We start from the raw sequence: 18468 nt of genomic DNA, 5'->3' as shown, positions 1-18468 counted from the left end.
GTATCGAGTGTCCGGCGGGCCGCCTGCCTCAAGCGTCCGGTGGGCCGCCTGTGTCAAGTGCCCGGCGGGTCGCCCCGGCGCGGCTTCACCCGCCGTCATGGCGATGCTTTGAAGATCGTGAACCGGCGGCTCAGGTGAGGCGGATCAGGAGCAGGGCGATGTCGTCGCTGCGGCGTGGGGCCGCATCCAGCAGGTGGGTACACAGTTCGTCGGCAGTGCTGCCGGCCGACCCCCGCAGGACCGCCGACAACCGGGCGATGCCGTCGTCGAGAAGCTGGTCGCGGTCCTCCACCAGGCCGTCGGTGTAGAGGACCAGCGTCGAGCCCGGTGGGACGTGACGCTCCGCGGTGGTACGTGGCTCCCGCGGCGGCAGACCGAGCAACGGCTCCGGCTGCACCCACCAGACCTCGACGGCGCCGTCCGGCAGAAGCAGCAGCGGCGGTGGATGCCCGGCGTTGGCGAAGCCGATCGTGTATCCCGAGCGGGACCGCCGGACCCGGGCCAGCACCATGGTCGCCGACGCCGGCACCCGCAGCCCGAACAACGCCTGGTCGAGAGCGGTGAGCAGGTCACCGGGCTGGTCGTCACGGCCGTACGCGTCTCCCCGTACCAGATTGCGCAATTGACCCATCGTGGCCGCGGCCTCGATGTCGTGGCCGGAGACGTCGCCGACCGCCACCATGACGCTGCCGTCGGGCTGGGCGAAGGCGTCGTACCAGTCGCCGCCGACGGCTGCCCCGTCCTGCGCCGGCAGGTAGCGGGCGTGCAGTTCGATCCCGGGGATGTCCGGCAGCTCGGTCAGCAGGCTGCGTTGCAGCACCTCGGCCATGTGCCGCTGTTCCCGGTAGAGGCGGCTGTTCTCCACGGCCAGGCCGGCCCGGCGGCCGATCTCGGCTGCCGTCCACTCCTCGGAGGCGGTGAAGGCCTCCTGGTCCGGTCGTTTGACCAGTAATAGCGCACCGAGCGGGCGCTGCCGCACCGGTGAGGTGACCGGGACGATCATCGAGGCTCCGAACCCGGCCCGGGTGGTGATCGCGGCCAGCTCGGCGTCGGAGATCCGGTTCCGGAGGTCGGTGGTGCCGTCGGCGGTGCGTACCGTCCGGCCGGCCCGGCGGACGGCGAACAGGATCGCCCGCAGGTCGGCCCGGGAACCGGCTGCCGTCTCGCTGAGCCGCTCCATGTCGCCGGCCAGGTCCGGATCACGGTGGGCGGCGGTGACCCGGGCGGCGTCACCCGGCCCGTCGGCGACCGCGACCACGCACCAGTCGGCGAGGGTGGCCGTGGCGATCCGGCAGAGCCGGCGCATCGCCTCGTCCATGTCCATCGTGGCGGCCAGCGACTCGGTGAGCTGGGCGAGCAGTTCGAGCTGGTGGTGTGCCGACTCGGCGGCACGGCGGGCCTCCTCGGCGGCGGCCCGGGCGATCCGCAGGCACACCTCCGACGAGCAGACCTCGGCCAGTTCGCTGAGCAGGGCGATCTCGCTGGGCGTCCAGACCCGGGGCTCCTGGTCGATGGCGCAGAGGGTGCCGACGATCAGTCCGTCGGGGTCGGTGATGGGGGCGCCCGCGTACGCGATCGCCCCGATCTCGTGGATCATCGGGTTGTCCCGCATCCGGGGGTCGGCGCGCACGTCCGGGACGATCTGCATGGCGCCGGCCGCGACGACGTGCCGGCTGAACGAGTGGGTGAGCGGCATCTCGCGGGCCGAGGCCAGTGGATCCGGAACCCCGGCCTGCCCGGCCAGGACCTGCCGCTCGGCGTCGACCAGGCAGACCACGCCCATCGGCGCGTCGACGATGGTGCGCACCAGCATCGCGACCCGGTCGAAGGCGTCGTCGGGCAGCGGACCGCCGACGATCCGCCGCACCGACCGCAGACGCAGCGGATCGGTGAGCACGTCGCGGTCGGCGCCGCCGATCACGTCCCACTGAAGCACATCGCCCCCCGGCCGTCCCGCTCGCCAGGCTACCGGCGAGCGGCCGGTTCCTCCGCAGGCCCGATCATCCGTTTCCCCACGCCCGAACGGACGACCCACCCCCCCCGCAACCCGCCGCCGTCGTAACCGACCGCAAGCCGGCAGGGCGGCGGAGTGGTGCCGGCGGGGGAGCGCCGGCTGAACGGTCTGGGTGGTGGAGTGGTGCCGGCGGGGAGCGCCGGCTGAGCGGCCTGGGCTGGAGGAGCCTCCCCGCCGGGAGGGCGGCCTCGACCGGCGTGTTGAGCGGGGGAATCGTCGGCAGGGAAAGGCCGGCTCAAGCCGCGTGTGGAGGAGGAGTGTGGAACGGCTGCCGCCGCCCCGCCGTCAGCCCGGACCGCAGGGTGCCACGGATCTCCCGCCACCCCAGCCCCGCCTGCAGGGCCGCCGCCGTCAGCGCCCACCGCACCTCCGCCTCGTCGAGCAGCCCCGCCCCGATCAGCCGCCCGAGTGCGAAGGCCGCCCGGTTCAGCGTGTCGTTCCGGGTGCCCTCCACGGCGGTGGCCACCCGGCCGGCCTCGGCGTCGAGGGCCGCCTCCGCGTAACGGTCCGGATGGGCCAGGGTGCGGGGCGCCGGGTGCGAACCGGGTGGCGGGCCCGCGATCAGCTCCCGCAGCCGCGCCGGGCCGGGTGGCAGGGTCACCGCGGGCCGCCGGATCCAGTGGTAGACCGCTCCGCTGGCGTGCCTGGACGGCGGGGCCAGCACGTAACCACCCACGCCGCGCCAGTCCACGCCGGGCAGCAGACGGACGCGATTGCCGTAACCGGTCGGGCGGAACCAGAGATGCCGGCCACCACTGCCGGTGCGCACCTGCGGGCCGGGCGGGACGTCGCCGCCGAGCACGTGGCGCAGCCCGTGCCAGCCCTCCGGCGAGTCCACGTCGGCCACATCCATCACGACACCGGTGCGCAGGCCCACGTTGGCCCGCGGCCAGAAGGTCCACCACAGCCGGATCTGATGGGGATCGGTCGAGGCCTCGGTCAGGCCGTGCCGGAGCCGGGGATGCTTGCCGGGACGATCGCATCGGGCTCCTCTGTCGCAGGAACAGGCGCCACCCAGGTCAGGCGTGTGCACCGGCAGGACGGGGATGCCGTGCCGGGCGTACGCCAAGGCAGCCGTAAGCGACATTAGAACAACCGTACGACACTTCTCAGGCCTCCGGCAGGCTCCGCACGACGTGCGCTATGTGGTGCGAGGTGCTCCACGCGATCCAGCTGGCGGAACTCCCGGCGCCGCGCGCGGTCCTGGCACGTCTCGCGATCTCGGCGTCGCCCCAGGAGAACCGGGCGCCGCCTGACGGCCATCGGGGCGAGGTCACCAGGGCCCGGCACAGGTCGTGGCACCGGTCGTCGCTGCGGCCACCGCGCCGGGCCCAGCGGTAGATCCACCACGCGTTCTCCGTGGTGTAGCGCAGGGTCGGGAGCTGGCGGTGGTTCTGCACGCCGTACCTCCGCACCGGCGAGGTCACGCCGTAGTCCGCGTAACCCACGCCGGGCTCGCCGAGCCGCGCCCACACCCGGGCGTCCAGCCGGTCCACCGCGACCGGCCGGTCCGTCGGCAGATCGTCGAGGTTCGGCGGCATCGCGCCGGAGGCCACGCTGACCGAGCGCCACGGCGCGTCCCGGGCCCACCGCAGCACCCGCCGGGCGCGCTCCAGCACCTCGGTGGCGTGCGCCAGGCAGGCCGTCCCGGCCAGGTCGATCAGCAGGTCGACGTCATCCTGGTCGAGCTTGGCGGCGCGCAGCATCCGGTCGACGGCGGTGTCGGCCTCCGCCGGATTGCCGGCGTCCGCATGCGGACGCAACCGCAGCATGGCGCGGCGTTGATGCATCCGTGCGGCATGGCCGTGGGAGAGGAGACGAGACCCGCTTTCGTACGGCCGGAGCACCGGAATCATCGTGAACCCGAGCCCCGCCAGCCGCTCGGCGAGCCCTTCCGGATCGCCCGCCGGCTCGGGAACGTGCCCGAAGTCGACGGCGATCTCCGGCGTCCGTGGCCGCAGCTCGCGCACCAGCGGCAGGATGCTCGCCGCCGGCTCCAGCTCGACGATGGGCGTGACCCGGGCGGTCTCCTCCGCCGACAGGTGCGCCAGCGCCGTCAGCTCGCCCCGCCGGGGGCGCAGAATCGGATGATAGGCCCGATGAGGGTTCATTCATCAACGTTAGCGCCGCCGACGATACAAATGGGCCAGCATCGATTGGTTTGCCTCCCACCCGTCCGGAAACTTGACCGGCACGTTGAGGTGCATCGGCTCGGTGGACGGATGCGCGTCGAGCAGCTCGGCGATGCCCGCCCGGGCCACCAGGACGCAGGCGTGCCGGTGCCGCGAGGTGAGCACGCAGAGCCGCCCCGACTCCAGGTGGAAGGCGGTGGCGTCACGCCTGCCGGAGAGCGGGTGCAGCACCACCGTCAGGTCGTACTCCCGGCCCTGCAACCGGTTGGCGGTGTCGACGGTGACCTCGGCGGCCTCCGGCGGCAGCAGCGACCGGATCACCGCGACCTGGTCGCGGTGCGCGGCGCCGATGGCGATCCGCTCCGCGGTGAGCGGGCCCGTCCCGGACTCCGAGGTGGCGACCGCCTCCCTGGTCAGGGCGCGGGCGGCCAGGGTGGCGCAGGCGGCGGCGGCCTCCGCGTCGGTCCGCACGGTGAACCGCTCCGCCAGCTCGTGCAGCCCCCAGCCGGTCGCCGCGGCGGTGTCCAGCACGTCATCGAACGCGTCGCGCGCGGGCCGGGTGAAGGCGAGGGTGCGGTCGCCCGGCCCGGTGCCCGACCGGAACCCGGTGAACGGGTAGAACGCCTCGGCCACCACCGGCGCCGCCGACGCGGGCAGCCGCCAGGAGACCGGCAGCCGGTGCACCGGCAGATCCGGGTTGTGCCGCAGCAGCACGGCCACCGCGCTCTGCATCGGATCCCAGGAGAGGCCGATCCACCGCTCCACCTCGACGGTGGAGAACGGGTCGAGCTGCCCGGGGTCGCCGACGAACAGCGCCCGCTCGAAACGTGGCGCCACGCGCAGCAACGCGTCGGAGCGCATCTGGTACGCCTCGTCGACGATCGCCCAGGGCCAGGTGCCCTCGGTCACGGTGGCCCACTTGGCAGCCGTGCCGATGGTGACCGCCGGCGAGCCGAGGTCGCCGACCTTCGCCGCGACCCGGCAGGCGGGATGGGCTCGTACCCGTGCGGACGGCTCGTAGTCGACGGCTGACAACCGGCCCACCGTGATCTCCGGCGAGCGGGCGGCCAGCCGGTCGATCAGGTCGTCCACCTGCTCGTTCGTCTGCGCGACGATCATCAGTGGGGCGCCGGTCGCGGCCAGCTCGCCGGCGGCGCGCACCACCAGGGTCGACTTGCCGGCGCCGGGTGGGGAGTCGACCACCACCCCGCGATGGTCGCCGCCGGTGAGGTCGGCCAGGACGGCGGCGATGACTGTCGCGGCCTCCTCGGCCGGGCTGACGTGCGCGTTGGAACCCACCCCGGCACGGTATCCCGCGCCCCCGGAAACACCGTGGCACGGGACGCCGTCGTCCACAGCGGCGCGTTGTCCACAGGCCGTCCTCTGCCTGGCCGGGTATCCGGCTACCTTCGGCCGCGAAGCCATCACCGACGGAGGAATGCCGATGTTCGACGGGCGGGAACTACGTGAGGCAGGGCGGCTGATCGACGAGTGGCGGGGCGTCCTCGAGGAGCGGGCCGGTCTCGCCCGTGTCCTCTCGGTCCGCCTGGCCCGGTTGCGGGAGACCGTGCGGAGTCCCGACGGCCTGATCGCCGTCACGGTCACGGCAGGCGGTGACCTGATCGCCCTCGACCTGGCCGAGGGCATCCGGCAGCGCCCCGCGGCGGTCACCGCCCGGGAGATCGTGACGACCCTGCGCGCGGCCCGGATCGCGATGATCGCGTCCGTCACGGCCGCGACCTCGGCGATGGTGGGCGCGGACTCGGCGACCGGGCAGGCGATCATCGAGACGTACGCGGCCCGCCTTCTCCCGGACGGCGGCGGCCACGACTGAGCGCCGCTTCAGCCGTCCGTTGCCGGAAGGCGTCACTTCCCGGCGCGTGGCCGCCATTCCGGCGACTGTTTGCGGCGGGCAGAATACGTTTCGGTCGTACGGCCGGAATCGATCCGGCGCGGAATCAGCCGAATACCGGGAATCTACTGCCGGGTAGGTTTGCATTGTGGCTGGCCCGGGCGTCCATGACGATTGCCGTGAACGGGGCGAATCGGATGCCGCATCGATCTTCGGCTCTCGGTCAGTGGCGGTCCTCGGTGTCGGACCGTGGACAGCCGAAGGTGCGGACGGGTGCGATCTGTCGTCGTCGTGGCTCGGGTGTGACCAGCGAGGGGCCGGAGAGCGTTTGCCCGGGCGGGCGCGCACAGCATTCGGGAACTGACGGGTATCCGACACTTCCGCCATGTCCCCGGAGGGCCAGTGATCAGTTATGGACCCGATTGGCGTCGAACCCTGAAACGGGACGCGCGTACTGCAATTCTTTTCGCCGCCGGTATCGCCGGGCCGACTGCCGGGCGGGTGATCAGTCGGGGACCCGCGCCGCAGGTGAGGCTGGAGTTGATCACGCTGCGTGCTGCGCTGTTTGCCTCCGTGTCACCACTTGGAAATAACTATCCGGTTGAATATCCGGTACCGGCGAATGGCGAAACGGCCCATGCAACTTGCGCATGGGCACTATGCGCAAGTTGCATGTTTCGCGGTCTCAGACCTCGCCGCCCCATCGTTGTGGCCATGGATTGATCCACAAGTTCCCATTCATTCATGGTTGTATTTGTGATCTCGTTGTTGCCCCTTCCAGTCGATCATTGGAAGTGCAACTCTTCTAGCCAGCAGTGACGTCGGCATCACGGACGGTGGTGGTGAGGAATGCGTCCAGACGTTCTCGTCGGTCCGAGCGATTGGCTGATCGAGCAGTTCGGTGACAAGGTCGCCGACGAATTGTGGACCCGCGTGCCGGAGGCGTTGAGCACGGCGATCGATCGTGAGGTCCACGCTCACCCGGCCATGACCCAGACCATGGAACGTGTGCTGGGGAATCCCCGGTGGTCGTTGCCGTACGAGGAGCTCGTGCTCTTCCTCGGCACCCTGCCGGGCGCCGAGATCATCAGTGTGCCGCGGTCGGTCTATCAGCTCGTGCTGATCAATGGCCACGTGATCGTGCCCTGGTGCTACGGGCAGTCGGCCCGGATGTCCATGCGGGATGCCGAGGTCGGCCGTTCGTTCGGCCGGCTCGCCCGTGAGCTGTTGCGCCGGTTCGGCCCACCGTGGCGCCGTTCCCCGGTCGAGGCGCCGCTCCCGCTGGACGCCGTCGACGAACGCGAGGTCGCGAAGATCTGTGCCGCGATCGCGCGGATCGTCCCGAAACCCGAGGTGGTCATCGCGGGCTATGCGGGCGCCCCCAACCTGGGCCTGCTCCGCGCCTGCCTCGGCGAGATCAAGTCCACTGACAACGGCACCCTGAGCTGGAGTCATCTCGACGACCTGCCGTTGCCGCCCCCGGTGATTCCGCGTCCACGCCGCATGCAGTTCCCCTGACCCGGAAACGCCGAAGCGGGCCGGCCCACCTGGGCCGGCCCGCTTCCGCATCCCCGGGAGGCACGCCCCCAGATCAGCGTGTGGAGTTCGGCCGCTATGCGCGCCCGAACTCCACACGCCGGAAGTAGCCGGTCAGCCGGTCGCTGGAGGCCGCCGGTCAGCGATAGTCGGCGGAACAGCCGGGGGTGACCGGGACGGCATGCATGACCCGCAGCGGGGGGCGGTCGTGAGGGAACGCCTGCCGGGGCCGCCGCGAGGCACGGGACGCTGCTGGCCCGTACCGCAAGAGGGGTGGCAGAAGCACCGCGGACCGCAAGCCGTCAGGTGAGGTAGGCGGTGGAGAAGGGTTCGAGGCGGGAGCGCATGTCGGCGTATGCGGTGACCAGCATCGGGGGCAGGAAGACGCCGGCGGCCAGGGTGTAGGCGCCGTCCAGCACTGCCGAGACCGCGAGCCCACCGGCGGCGCCGACCGCGCCCGTCACGATGGCGCCGCCCAGGCCCAGCGTGACCGCCGCGGCGACGGTGATGCCGAAGACGGTGGCGACGCGGGCGGCGGAGGTGCCGAAGTCGGCGTGGAAGATGGCGAAGCAGCGGCCGATTCCGGAGCCCGGTTCGAGGGTGGCGACCACGGTCAGGACGGTCAGGACCGCGGCGACGTAGAAGACCGGCAGCACGCACAGCAGCAGGGCCGCCGCGGTCATCAGCCCGCCGAGGAGACCCCAGCCGAGAACCGCGTGGGTGCGGCGGAGCCCGGCGGCGGTGGCGGCCCGCAGGCTGACCGGCTGCCCGGTGGCGGCCTGTACCACCAGCCGCACGCTGACCGCGGTGGCGATCGCCGAGACCAGGGCGTTGACGAGGAGGGCGGCGAGGAGGACGAGGTACGCCCGGAGCCGGGTGGTGTCGGCGGTGAAGTACGCGTCGGCAGGGACGGTCAAAGCGAGGGTCGGCAGGACCACGATCGCGTGCAGGATCAGCGCCTGCTTCCAGATCCGGCCGGCCAGGGTGACGCTGCGCCGCCACCAGCCCTCGTAGTTCGGGCTGACCAGCGGGTCAGCCGGTGTCGCGTAGAACGACGCCGGAATCGTCGGCGGCTGCGCGGGCCAGTAGTGCCCGTTCCCGTCGCGTTCCGCCCAGCCCTGGTTCACGGGCCTCCTCAATGATCGTCGATATACAAGATCAGCGCGGGTCACCTTAGCGGCTCCTTAAGTCCAGGCGCCGCCCCTGTGACCCCGGTTCGTGCCGGGGAGCAGGCCCTAGACTTCTGCGGATGGCCGAGCAGCGGGAATCGCCCACGACGATCCGGGATCGGGCCGTGGCGGTCGCCGACTATCTGCTCGCCGTGCGAGCCCAGATGGACCGCCCGGCGCGCACCGTGCCGTCCGACGCGCACTGGCTGCACGCGCTGCCCCGGCACGCCGAGTGCCAGGCGGGCCCGGCCGCCGACGGCGCGTCCTGGCTGCGGGTCGGCCGCCCCGAGACGCCCGGCCCGGTCGCGGTCCCGGCCACGCTGCGCCGCCACCTGCGCGGCGAGGTGACCGCCGCGGAGGAACCGGCGGCCGGCGCCGGTGACGCGGAGTTCACGACCTGGCGGGACCAGGTGTGGCGGCCGTGGGCGGAGCTCACCGCCACCACCGAGCAGACCCGTGAGCTGCACCGCCGGCTGTTCGACCGGATGCACCAGCTGGACATGGCCGCGGCCACCACCGAGCTGGTCTGGGGTCACGGCCTGCTGGAGACGGTGATCGACGGGACCCGCGTGCGGTACCCGCTGGTCGCGACACCGGTTCTGATCGAGTACGACCCCGACCGCGCCCTGATCACCGTCTCCCCGGCCGGCCCGTCCCGCCTGCAGACCGAGGCCTTGACCGGCCTGGACGAGCGGCACCTGGCCCAGCTGACCAGCCTGACCGGCCCCGGCGGCACGGTCGAGGTGGACCTGTGGAACGACGCCGGCCGCCGGGAGCTGTTCGAGCGCGCGCTGACGAGGCTCGGTTTCGATCGGACGGTGGTCGCCGGGGCCGAGGAGAAGCCGGGCACGGAGACGTACATAAGAGATGTGTCCGTGCTCTTCGCCCGCCCGAAGCAGCGCCATCTCCGGGGCTTCCTGGAGAACATGCGGGATCGCCTGCTCGAGGGCTCGCCGGGCGGGGTCGGCGCGCTGGCCGCCGTGGTCGCGCACGAGCCGAGCCGCCTGCGGATGCCCGACGACCGCCCGGAGACCTGGGAGCGGGTGGGGGAGCGGCTGCTGATGCCGTTGCCGACGAACGAGGCGCAGGAGTCGATCGCCCGCCGCCTGGCCCATCACCGCAACGTCGCCGTGCAGGGCCCGCCCGGCACCGGCAAGACGCACACGATCCGCAACCTGATCTGTCATCTGATGGCGAACGGCAAGCGGGTCCTGGTGGTGGCGCAGAAGGAGGAGCCGCTGCGGGTGCTGCGCGACGGCCTGCCGGAGGAGGTGCAGCCGCTGTGCCTGGCGGTGCTGGGCCGGACCACCGATCAGCTGGTGCAGTTGCAGCTGGCCGCGCGGGAGCTGTCGGACCGGGCCGCCACGCTGGACGGCGAGGCCGAGGAGCGCCGGGTGCAGCGGCTGACCCGGAACCTGGAGGAGGCGGAGCGGGAGCTGGCCGCGGCGATGGCGGGGCTGCGGCTGATCGCCGAGAGCGAGGCTCAGACGTACCAGATAGGTGGCGTCGCTCTGCTGCCCGCCGAGGTGGGCGCGTGGTTGCGGGAGCGGGCCGCGGCGCACGGCGGCATCCCGGATCCGGTCTCCGGTCCGCCGCCGCTGACCATCGAAGAGTTCACCACGCTGCTGAAACTCAGCTCCCGGCTGACGCCGGAGGACCGTGCGGCGGCGATGCGGCCCCTGCCGGAGATCTCCGATCTGCCGGATGCGGCCGCTGCCGCGGCGTCCCGGGAGACAGCGGTGGAGACGCGGGCGGGCCTGTCCCGGCTCGCCGATCAGGGCGTCGATCTTGCGGCGGTACGGGCGGAGCGCCGCCCCGGCATGTCCGAGCTGTTGACCGAGCTCCGGGACGCGGTGGCCTGGGTCCGCCGGCGCGAGGGCACCTGGACCGACCGACTGGGCCGGCTGCTCGACGATCCCCACTGGCGCACGCTCTGGAACGACCAGGTGGTCACCACCGAGACGCTGTTCGCGGAGCTGGCGACGCTGACCCGGGAGGTGTCCGGTCATCGGATCACGGTGCCGGAGCACATCCTGGCCGAGCCGAAACTGCTGCTCACCCGGCTGGCCGAGATCCGGCAGCGGTTCGCGGCGGGCAAGGGCCTGAGCCGGCTGCTGCAGTCCGGGCTGTACCGGCTGGCCGACGAGGTGCGGGTGGACGACGAGCCGCTGCGGACCACCGCGGACGTCGATCTGGCGGTCAAGGCGGTCCAGCGGTCGCAGGCCCGTGCCCGGCTCGGCGAGTCCTGGTTCGAGTGGGTGGAGCGGCTGGCGATCCCGGAGCCGCCGGGCGGCTGGGGCGATCCGGAGATCTGGGCCGGCGCGCTGCTCGCCGAGGCCATCCAGTCGCTGGACTTCGACCTGAACCGGTGGCCGCCGCTGGCCCGCCGGATCACGGCGCTGATGCCGCAGCACGAGCTGGCCGTCGACACCGCCGCCCTGGCCGCCGCGACCGAGGCGCTGGAGGCGTCCGCCGAGATGTTCGCTTTGGACAAGGCCGAAGCGGTGGAACGGGCGGTGGCCGAGCGGGTGGCGGCCTGGCCGGAGCTGGCCGAGTCGTGGCGGACGCTGGACGACTGGGACGAGCGGATCGCCGAGGTGCGCCGGCTGGTGCTGTTGCAGCCGGACGTGCTGCGATTCGACGCGGCCTTCCATCGGCTGGCGGTGGCCGCGCCGGAGTGGGCGGCGCTGATCGCGGCCGGCGAGCACCCGGTGGTCTCCGGCCAGGCGTGTCTGGAGGCCTGGGAGTGGCGGCGGGCGCAGACCTGGTTCGACGGCGTGGTCGGTGACGTCGATCCGGCGGTGCTGGCCCGGCGGGTGGAACGCGCCCGGGACCGGATCCGCCGGCTGACCGGTGAGCTGGTGGTGGCGTCGGCGTGGCTGGAGGTGTCGCGGGCGCTGGACGACCGGCGCCGGGCCGCGCTGGCCGACTGGACCACCGCCCTCCGCAAGATCGGCAAGGGCACCGGGCGGGGCGCCGCGGCCTGGCAGGCGCACGCCCAGCGGGCGATGGAGCAGGCGGTCACCGCCGTGCCGGTCTGGGTCATGTCGGTGGACCGGGCGATCGAGCAGTTCGCCGGGGGCGCGACGTTCGACGTGGTGATCGTCGACGAGGCGTCCCAGGCGGATCTGTTCGCGCTGCCGGTGCTGTCGCTGGCGGAACGAGCCGTGGTGGTCGGCGACGACCAGCAGATCGGCCCGCAGCTGGGGTTCGTCGGCGCGGTGGACGGCCTGATCCGGCGGCATTTGACCGGGGTGCCGTCGGCCGAGCACTTCGACCCGGAGTCGTCGCTGTACGACCACGCGGTCCGCCGTTCCCCCGAGCGGATCCTGCTGACCGAGCATTTCCGCTGCGTGCCGCAGATCATCGAGTTCTCCTCGCGGCACTACTACGACGGGAAGATCCGGCCGTTGCGGGCGGACCGGCCGGCCCTGCCGCCGATCCAGACCGTGCACTGCCCGGACGGGGTGCGCCAGCCGATCGCCGGGTACGGCGACGTCAACCTGGAGGAGGCCGCCGCCCTCGTCGAGCGGGTCACCAAGATCGTGGCGGATCCGCGGTACGACGGCCGGACCCTCGGCGTGATCAGCCTGCTCAGCAGCAGCGGGCAGGCGGGCTGGCTGCTGGAGCAGATCCGGGAGGCGATCGGCGAGGACGAGATCCAGGCGCGGCGGCTGCGGGTCGGCGACGCCTACACGTTCCAGGGCGACGAGCGGGACGTGGTGCTGGTGTCGATGGTGGTGTCGGAGCGGGATCCGCGGATCGCGGCGTTCACCAAACGGGACTACCACCGGCGGATCAACGTGGCGGCGTCGCGAGCCCGGGACCAGCTCTGGATCTTCCATTCGGTACGCCCGGGCGCGCTGCCGGCCGACGACGCGCGGGGACGGCTCCTGGCGTACGCCATCGATCTGCCCGTGGAGGCCCTCGCGGCCGACGCCGGAGCGCCGTGCGAGACCGACTTCGAACGCGCGGTCCTGAAGTCGCTCGTGGGCCGGGGTTTCCGGCCGGTCCCACAGTTCCGGATCGGCGGCTACCGGATCGACTTCGTGCTGAACGCCCCGGACGGCAGGCGGCTGGCGATCGAGTGCGACGGCGACGCCTACCAGGGCCCGGAGCAGTGGGAGAGCGACGTACGCCGGCAGGCCGTGCTGGAACGGGTCGGCAACTGCGTGTTCGTGCGGATCCGCGGCAGCGTCTTCGCGCGGGAGCCGGAGGTGGCGATGCGGCCGGTCTGGCAGCGCATCGATGAGTTGCAGATCACCCCGGCCTGATCGTCACGCTGTGCGCATCGGCGAATGCGGTGGGTGCATGTGGACGGTGGGAACGGGGTAGGGAACTGCGGAAGGTTCCGTGGCGGACACTGGTAGTGACTGTCTGTCATGGAGAGGGCCGGAGTTTTTCGACGGAAATGTAAGGGAACGAGGTCATCCATTCGGTTGTTTCGTTACTCTGGATGGGCGATAATTCCCTGCTCCCGGCCTTGCCTGCGGATACGTCAAAACTTTGACGCCTACGTCCACTGTTACTACGGCCTGGTGACAGGTCGTAATAGGTGAGGGGTCTTGGTGGCGCCAACGGGAACGGCCGTGCGCAAGGGGGGAGGTGGCGGGGTATGACGGTGCCCGACGAACGGGAACGCTGGACTCCGGCGCCATCGCCATCACTGCCGGCCGCCCTGCCCGAGCCCCGGCAGCCGGCCGACGACCGGGCGGCGTGGTTCACGTACACCGCCGCCGGTGATCAGATCGTCTGGTCCGCCGCGATGTCGGCGATGGTCGGCCGCGACCCGGAGGAGAGGGGCAAGACCCGCCAGATCCTCTCCCGGCACGTGCATCGTGACGACCACGCCAAGGCGCTGGGCGCCATCACCGAGGCCTGGACCAGCAAGCGGACCGTGCACACGACGGTCCGGCTGATGCGTGCCGACGGCGGCTGGTTCGACATCGACTGCACCCTGGAACCGATGGACGGCCCGGACGGCACGGTGCGCGGCATCCGCGGCACGGTCCGCGACGTCTCGGCCCGCGAGCGTGCCCGCCGCGAGTCGGCCCGGCTCACCCGCCGCGGCGAGACCGTGCAGGCCTCCCTGATCGAGCCGGACCCGGCGACCGGTCTGCTGACCCGGGCGCGGTTCGCCGACGAGATCGACCGGGCGCTGCGCGGCGCGGGCGGCGCGCTCCTGGTGGTCCGGGTGCAGGCCGGAGACACCGCTGCGGGGGTACGACCGGAGCGTAACGCCGATCTGCTGCACCACGCGGCCCGCCTGATCGAGGAGAACGCCCGCCCGGAACACCTGATCGGCCGGGTCGGCCCGAACGAGATCGCCGTCCTGCTGGCCCGCACCACCTGGCGGGCCGCCCGCGAGCAGGCCCGCGCCCTGGTCACCCTGCTGAGCGGGCACGCCCGGGTGTGGGGCGGCCTGGTCCGGTTCGAGCGCGACGCCGAGGCCGGCAGTCACGGCCTGCTGATCGACGCCGAGCAGGCGTGGCGGCAGTCCCGGGAGGCGGACCGCCCGATGACCCTGGTCGCGCATCCGGTGCCGGTCCGGGACCGGCAGGGCTCCTACCGTTCCCGGGTCGCCGACGCGCTCGGCACCGACCGCTTCACCCTCTACGCCCAGCCGATCCTGGAACTGCAGACCAACAAGGTGACCCGGCACGAGCTGCTGCTGCGGGTGCTCGACGAGAGCGACGGGCCACAGTCCCCGATCCAGGTGCTGGACGCCGCGGAACGCCTCGACGCGATCTTCGACATCGACCTGTGGGTGGTGGAGCGGGCGATGCGGCTCGCCGCCGAGCAGCCCGGGCTGTGCCTCCAGGTCAACCTCTCCGGCCGGTCGGTCGGCGACCCGCGGCTGACCAACGAGGTGGAGAAGCTGCTGGACCGCTACCGGGTGGAGCCGGCGCAGCTCACCTTCGAGATCACCGAGACGGCGCTGATCGGCAACCTGAGCGAGGCCCGGCGGTTCGCCGACCGGGTCCGCGACCTCGGCTGCGGCCTGGCCCTGGACGACTTCGGCTCGGGGTACGCGTCGTTCCGCTATCTGCGGCTCTTCCCGATCGACCTCGTCAAGATCGACGGCGAATACGTGGTGGACCTCGTCGACAATCCCCAGGACCAGGTGCTGGTACGGGCGCTCGTGCAGGTCTGCCAGGCGTACGGGATCCACACCGTCGCCGAGTTCGTGCAGGACGAGCCCACCCTGCGGATGCTGCGCGAGCTGGGCGTCGACTACGTCCAGGGCTATCTGATCGGCCGGCCGTCGCCGGTCGTCCCGGGCCGATTGCGAAAAGCCTGACCTGGGTACGTCCGGGGTCATGGAGCACTTCACGATTGCCACCGTCGCTGAGCAGAGCCCCGACTTCCGCCGCGTGCTCTGGACCGGCAAGCACACCCAGCTCGTCATCATGACCGTCCCGCCGGGCGGCGAGATCGGTGAGGAGGTCCACGAGGTGGACCAGATCCTGACCTTCGTCAGCGGGGTCGGCAAGGCGGTCGTCTCCGGCCAGACCCGCAAGGTCCAGCAGGGCGACCTGGTGGTCGTGCCGGCCGGCCGCAAGCACAACTTCGTCAACGAGGGCCCGAACCCGCTGGTCCTCTACACCGTGTACGGCCCGCCGGAGCACGCGGACGGCGCCGTGCACAAGACGAAGGAAGAGGCCGACGCCCTCGAAGAGGCGGGCAAGGACGAGCCGCCCGCTCAGTGAGAAGCTCACTGAGGAAGCTCATAGGTACACGACGCCGGAACCGGCCGAGGCCCCCCAGCCAGCCGGTTCCGGCGCCGTGTCGGGGTTGAGGTCCTCGGACAGCCTACCCGGCAAAGTTCACGGAAGTCGATCGAATCAGAGTCCTATCCCTGACGCCGTGTGGTGGATCCCTGCCGTCCGGTGCACATCGCGGTAACCGAACGCCACTAATGTGCCAGCATGGACGAGCCCCGCTGGTTGACCGATGAGCAACAGCACGTCTGGCGGCAGGTGGTCGAGGTGCTCGTCCGGGTCCCGGCGGCGCTCGAGGCGCAACTGCAGCGCGACGCCGGTCTCACCCACATGGGATACCTGGTGCTGATGACCCTCTCCGAGCGCGAGGACCGCCGTCTGGCCATGAGCAAGCTGGCCAGACGCGCCTGCGCGTCACTGTCCCGGCTCTCCCACGTGGTGGCCCGGCTGGAGGAGAAGGGCTGGGTGCGCCGGGAACGCGACGCCGCCGACGGCCGGGTCCAGATCGCCGTGCTCACCGACGCGGGCTGGGCCAAGGTGACCGAGTCGGCGCCCGGCCACGCCGAGGCGGTCCAGCAGCTGATCTTCGACCGGCTGACCCGCCCGCAGATCCGGCAGCTCGCGAAAGTCGCCGAAGCCCTCCTGGAGTCGCCGGTGGAGGTGGCAGGGTTGTCCCCATCGGACCGGCCCTCATCGGCCCGATCAGCGAGGAGAGGTGTGCGCGGATGAGTCAGCGGGTGCGGGGCGTGATCGCCCGGGAGAAGGGCAAGCCGGTCGAGGTGGCCACCATCGTGGTGCCCGACCCGGGGCCGGGCGAGGCGGTCGTCAAGGTGCAGGCCTGCGGGGTCTGCCACACCGACCTGCACTATCGCGAGGGCGGGATCAACGACGAGTTCCCGTTCCTGCTCGGTCACGAGGCGGCCGGCGTGGTCGAGGCCGTCGGCGACGGGGTCACCGACGTGGCGCCCGGCGACTTCGTGGTCCTCAACTGGCGCGCGGTCTGCGGCAACTGCCGGGCCTGCCTGCGCGGCAAGCCGTGGTACTGCTTCGCCACCCACAACGCCGGCCAGAAGATGACCCTCGAGGACGGCACCGAGCTGTCCCCGGCGCTGGGCATCGGCGCGTTCGTGGAGAAGACGCTGGTGCACGCCGGCCAGTGCACCAAGGTCGACCCGTCGGCCCGGGCCGCCGCGGTCGGCCTGCTCGGCTGCGGGGTGATGGCCGGGATCGGCGCCGCGATCAACACCGGCGGGGTGACCCGTGGCGACTCGGTCGCGGTGATCGGCTGCGGCGGGGTCGGCGACGGCGCGGTGGCCGGGGCGGCCCTGGCCGGCGCCACCACGATCATCGCGATCGACACCGATGACCGGAAACTGGAATGGGCCCGCGGGTTCGGGGCGACCCACACGGTCAACGCCCGCGAGCACGACGTGGTGGAGAAGGTGCGCGAGCTGACCGGCGGGCACGGCGCCGACGTGGTGGTCGAGGCGGTCGGCCGGCCGGAGACGTACCAGCAGGCCTTCTACGCCCGTGACCTGGCCGGGACCGTCGTGCTGGTCGGTGTGCCCACCCCGGAGATGACCGTCGAGCTGCCGCTGCTCGACGTCTTCGGGCGCGGCGGCGCGCTGAAGTCCAGCTGGTACGGCGACTGCCTGCCGTCCCGGGACTTCCCGATGCTCACCGAGCTGTACCGGCAGGGCCGGCTCGACCTGGACGCGTTCGTCACCGAGGAGATCGCGCTCGACGAGGTCGAACAGGCCTTCGCCAAGATGCACACCGGCGACGTGCTGCGCTCCGTGGTGATCTTCTAGCGCTTTCAGCGTGTGGATTTCGGCCGTTATTCGCGCCCGAGATCCACACACCGAAGTGGGCTGCGCCGCGGGATCTCATCGCGGCGGGATTCTCGACCACAGCCGGCTCGCGCGCCCGGGCAGGTACGGCGAGTCCAGGCGCTTCCCGATCACCCCCGGGAGGCCCTGGGCCGCTGCCGTCTCCCGGGCGAACGTGCCGCCGCCGGAGAAGTACGGCGGGGTCTGCCAGTTCGGGCCGGCCAGCGACAGGCTCTCCAGCAGCTCCCGGCGCTCGGCGTAACGGACCAGTTCGACCGTGCTGTGCCCCTCCAGCCAGAGCAGGTCGTACAGCATCAGATGAACCGGGGTGCGGTCCGCCGCCCGCCGGGCCGCCGCGGGATCCTTCGGCGCGGTGCGCCGGGTCAGCAGGGCCGGATCCGGGCGGGGCCCGTCGAAGGCGACGATCTCGCCGTCGAGCACGGCCTCGGCCGGCGCCAGCGCCGCGCCCAGCGGCCGGATCTCCGGGTACCACGAGGTCACATCGTCGCCGTCACCGTCGGTCAGGCGGACTCTTCCCCCGGAGACGTACGCGAGGACGCGCCGGCCGCCCCAGTCCATCTCGTAACCCCAGTCCCGGTCGTCCGGCGGGAGCCCGGCGGACGGGGTCGCCAGCATCGGCCGTACCGCCTCCGGCATCGGCTCCCAGCCCGGCTCGGCCGGATCCATCCGCCGGACCCGCCACTCCCGCTCGTCGATCCGGAAGAAGACGTACCGCCCGTGGGTGCGCTCACCGCGGAAGGTGACCCCGATCTCGCCGTCGCGCCACTTGTCGGCCTCGTACGTGCCCCGGTCGAAGATCGTCATCAGGCCACCGCCGTACTCGCCGGCCGGGATCTCCCCGGCGAAGTCCAGGTACTCCAGCGGGTGGTCCTCGGTGGGCCGGGCCAGGGCGTTGCGGGCGGGCTCGCGGGGCAGGCCGCGCGGCACGGCGAAGGAGACCAGCACGCCGTCGCGTTCCAGCCGGACGTCCCAATGCAGGCTGCGCGCGTGGTGCTGCTGGATGACGAAACGCGGCTCGCCCTCGTCCCGCGGTCGCTCCGGTGATCGGCGGGGCGCGGGGATCGGCTCCGGGGTGCGCCGGGCGTCCCGCCTGCTCCGGTACTCGTCGAGACGGTCGCTCATGACGCGATTGTCTGCCCGGGAACTACAGGCGTGTAACTCGATGGCCCGAAAGTGTCATACCCCGGTGGTTG

General features: G+C 72.1%; 13 protein-coding genes. 7 read left to right on the top strand and 6 right to left on the bottom strand.

Annotated features, from left to right (window positions below; genetic code table 11):
• Nucleotides 1-130 precede the first annotated feature (130 nt).
• From ACZ3II_RS07775 to ACZ3II_RS07760, 4 genes are all read right to left on the bottom strand, one after another.
• The gene (locus ACZ3II_RS07775) at nucleotides 131-1936 is read right to left on the bottom strand and encodes a GAF domain-containing SpoIIE family protein phosphatase (protein ID WP_465516841.1); all 1806 of its coding nucleotides are present in this window, start codon (nucleotides 1934-1936) and stop codon (nucleotides 131-133) included.
• Between the two features lie 313 nt (nucleotides 1937-2249).
• Nucleotides 2250-3101: a bifunctional DNA primase/polymerase gene (locus ACZ3II_RS07770; protein WP_465516840.1), complete on the bottom strand. Its 852-nt coding sequence runs from the start codon at nucleotides 3099-3101 to the stop codon at nucleotides 2250-2252.
• Nucleotides 3102-3123: 22 nt separating this feature from the next.
• Nucleotides 3124-4125 (bottom strand): beta family protein, encoded by a 1002-nt coding sequence (locus ACZ3II_RS07765; protein WP_465516839.1) that lies wholly within the window; start codon nucleotides 4123-4125, stop codon nucleotides 3124-3126.
• Between the two features lie 9 nt (nucleotides 4126-4134).
• Nucleotides 4135-5445, bottom strand: coding sequence for an AAA family ATPase (locus tag ACZ3II_RS07760; RefSeq protein WP_465516838.1), 1311 nt, complete (start codon nucleotides 5443-5445; stop codon nucleotides 4135-4137).
• Nucleotides 5446-5590: 145 nt separating this feature from the next.
• On the opposite strand from ACZ3II_RS07760, the gene ACZ3II_RS07755 reads away from it, so the two are divergent.
• Both ACZ3II_RS07755 and ACZ3II_RS07750 read left to right on the top strand, forming a co-directional pair.
• Nucleotides 5591-5980, top strand: coding sequence for a YbaB/EbfC family DNA-binding protein (locus ACZ3II_RS07755; protein WP_465516837.1), 390 nt, complete (start codon nucleotides 5591-5593; stop codon nucleotides 5978-5980).
• Nucleotides 5981-6847: 867 nt separating this feature from the next.
• Nucleotides 6848-7516, top strand: coding sequence for a hypothetical protein (locus ACZ3II_RS07750; RefSeq protein WP_465516836.1), 669 nt, complete (start codon nucleotides 6848-6850; stop codon nucleotides 7514-7516).
• Nucleotides 7517-7836: 320 nt separating this feature from the next.
• Here ACZ3II_RS07750 and ACZ3II_RS07745 read toward each other — a convergent pair whose 3' ends face one another.
• Nucleotides 7837-8661 carry a hypothetical protein gene (locus tag ACZ3II_RS07745; protein ID WP_465516835.1) on the bottom strand — a complete coding sequence of 275 codons (825 nt, stop codon included), beginning with the start codon at nucleotides 8659-8661 and terminating at the stop codon, nucleotides 7837-7839.
• Nucleotides 8662-8783: 122 nt separating this feature from the next.
• On the opposite strand from ACZ3II_RS07745, the gene ACZ3II_RS07740 reads away from it, so the two are divergent.
• The 5 genes from ACZ3II_RS07740 to ACZ3II_RS07720 all read left to right on the top strand — a co-directional run bounded on the left by ACZ3II_RS07740 (nucleotide 8784) and on the right by ACZ3II_RS07720 (nucleotide 17236).
• Nucleotides 8784-12977, top strand: coding sequence for an AAA domain-containing protein (locus tag ACZ3II_RS07740; RefSeq protein WP_465516834.1), 4194 nt, complete (start codon nucleotides 8784-8786; stop codon nucleotides 12975-12977).
• Between the two features lie 341 nt (nucleotides 12978-13318).
• On the top strand, nucleotides 13319-15004 hold the full coding sequence (locus ACZ3II_RS07735) for an EAL domain-containing protein (protein WP_465516833.1): 1686 nt from the start codon (nucleotides 13319-13321) through the stop codon (nucleotides 15002-15004).
• Nucleotides 15005-15023: 19 nt separating this feature from the next.
• A complete protein-coding gene (locus ACZ3II_RS07730) occupies nucleotides 15024-15413 on the top strand; it encodes a cupin domain-containing protein (RefSeq protein WP_465516832.1) in 390 nt (129 codons plus the stop codon).
• Between the two features lie 219 nt (nucleotides 15414-15632).
• On the top strand, nucleotides 15633-16154 hold the full coding sequence (locus ACZ3II_RS07725) for a MarR family winged helix-turn-helix transcriptional regulator (RefSeq protein WP_465516831.1): 522 nt from the start codon (nucleotides 15633-15635) through the stop codon (nucleotides 16152-16154).
• Nucleotides 16151-17236 carry an S-(hydroxymethyl)mycothiol dehydrogenase gene (locus ACZ3II_RS07720; RefSeq protein WP_465516830.1) on the top strand — a complete coding sequence of 362 codons (1086 nt, stop codon included), beginning with the start codon at nucleotides 16151-16153 and terminating at the stop codon, nucleotides 17234-17236. The genes ACZ3II_RS07725 and ACZ3II_RS07720 overlap by 4 nt, the downstream gene beginning before the upstream one ends.
• A gap of 75 nt (nucleotides 17237-17311) precedes the next feature.
• Here the strand turns inward: ACZ3II_RS07720 and ACZ3II_RS07715 are convergent, their stop codons facing one another.
• Nucleotides 17312-18397 (bottom strand): DNA polymerase ligase N-terminal domain-containing protein, encoded by a 1086-nt coding sequence (locus ACZ3II_RS07715; RefSeq protein WP_465516829.1) that lies wholly within the window; start codon nucleotides 18395-18397, stop codon nucleotides 17312-17314.
• Nucleotides 18398-18468: the final 71 nt, after the last annotated feature.

The organism is Actinoplanes sp. NPDC019969 (genome assembly GCF_055562375.1).
Note: the sequence above shows the minus strand (reverse complement) of the source record. Positions and strands in the feature narration are given on the sequence as shown.

Excerpts from the sequence above, each read along its gene's own strand:
- ACZ3II_RS07770 (WP_465516840.1), bottom strand. The coding sequence starts at position 3,101 with ATGTCGCTTACGGCTGCCTTGGCGTACGCCCGGCACGGCATCCCCGTC.
- ACZ3II_RS07765 (WP_465516839.1), bottom strand. The coding sequence starts at position 4,125 with ATGAACCCTCATCGGGCCTATCATCCGATTCTGCGCCCCCGGCGGGGC.
- ACZ3II_RS07755 (WP_465516837.1), top strand. The coding sequence starts at position 5,591 with ATGTTCGACGGGCGGGAACTACGTGAGGCAGGGCGGCTGATCGACGAG.
- ACZ3II_RS07750 (WP_465516836.1), top strand. The coding sequence starts at position 6,848 with ATGCGTCCAGACGTTCTCGTCGGTCCGAGCGATTGGCTGATCGAGCAG.
- ACZ3II_RS07740 (WP_465516834.1), top strand. The coding sequence starts at position 8,784 with ATGGCCGAGCAGCGGGAATCGCCCACGACGATCCGGGATCGGGCCGTG.
- ACZ3II_RS07735 (WP_465516833.1), top strand. The coding sequence starts at position 13,319 with ATGACGGTGCCCGACGAACGGGAACGCTGGACTCCGGCGCCATCGCCA.
- ACZ3II_RS07730 (WP_465516832.1), top strand. The coding sequence starts at position 15,024 with ATGGAGCACTTCACGATTGCCACCGTCGCTGAGCAGAGCCCCGACTTC.
- ACZ3II_RS07725 (WP_465516831.1), top strand. The coding sequence starts at position 15,633 with ATGGACGAGCCCCGCTGGTTGACCGATGAGCAACAGCACGTCTGGCGG.
- ACZ3II_RS07720 (WP_465516830.1), top strand. The coding sequence starts at position 16,151 with ATGAGTCAGCGGGTGCGGGGCGTGATCGCCCGGGAGAAGGGCAAGCCG.
- ACZ3II_RS07715 (WP_465516829.1), bottom strand. The coding sequence starts at position 18,397 with ATGAGCGACCGTCTCGACGAGTACCGGAGCAGGCGGGACGCCCGGCGC.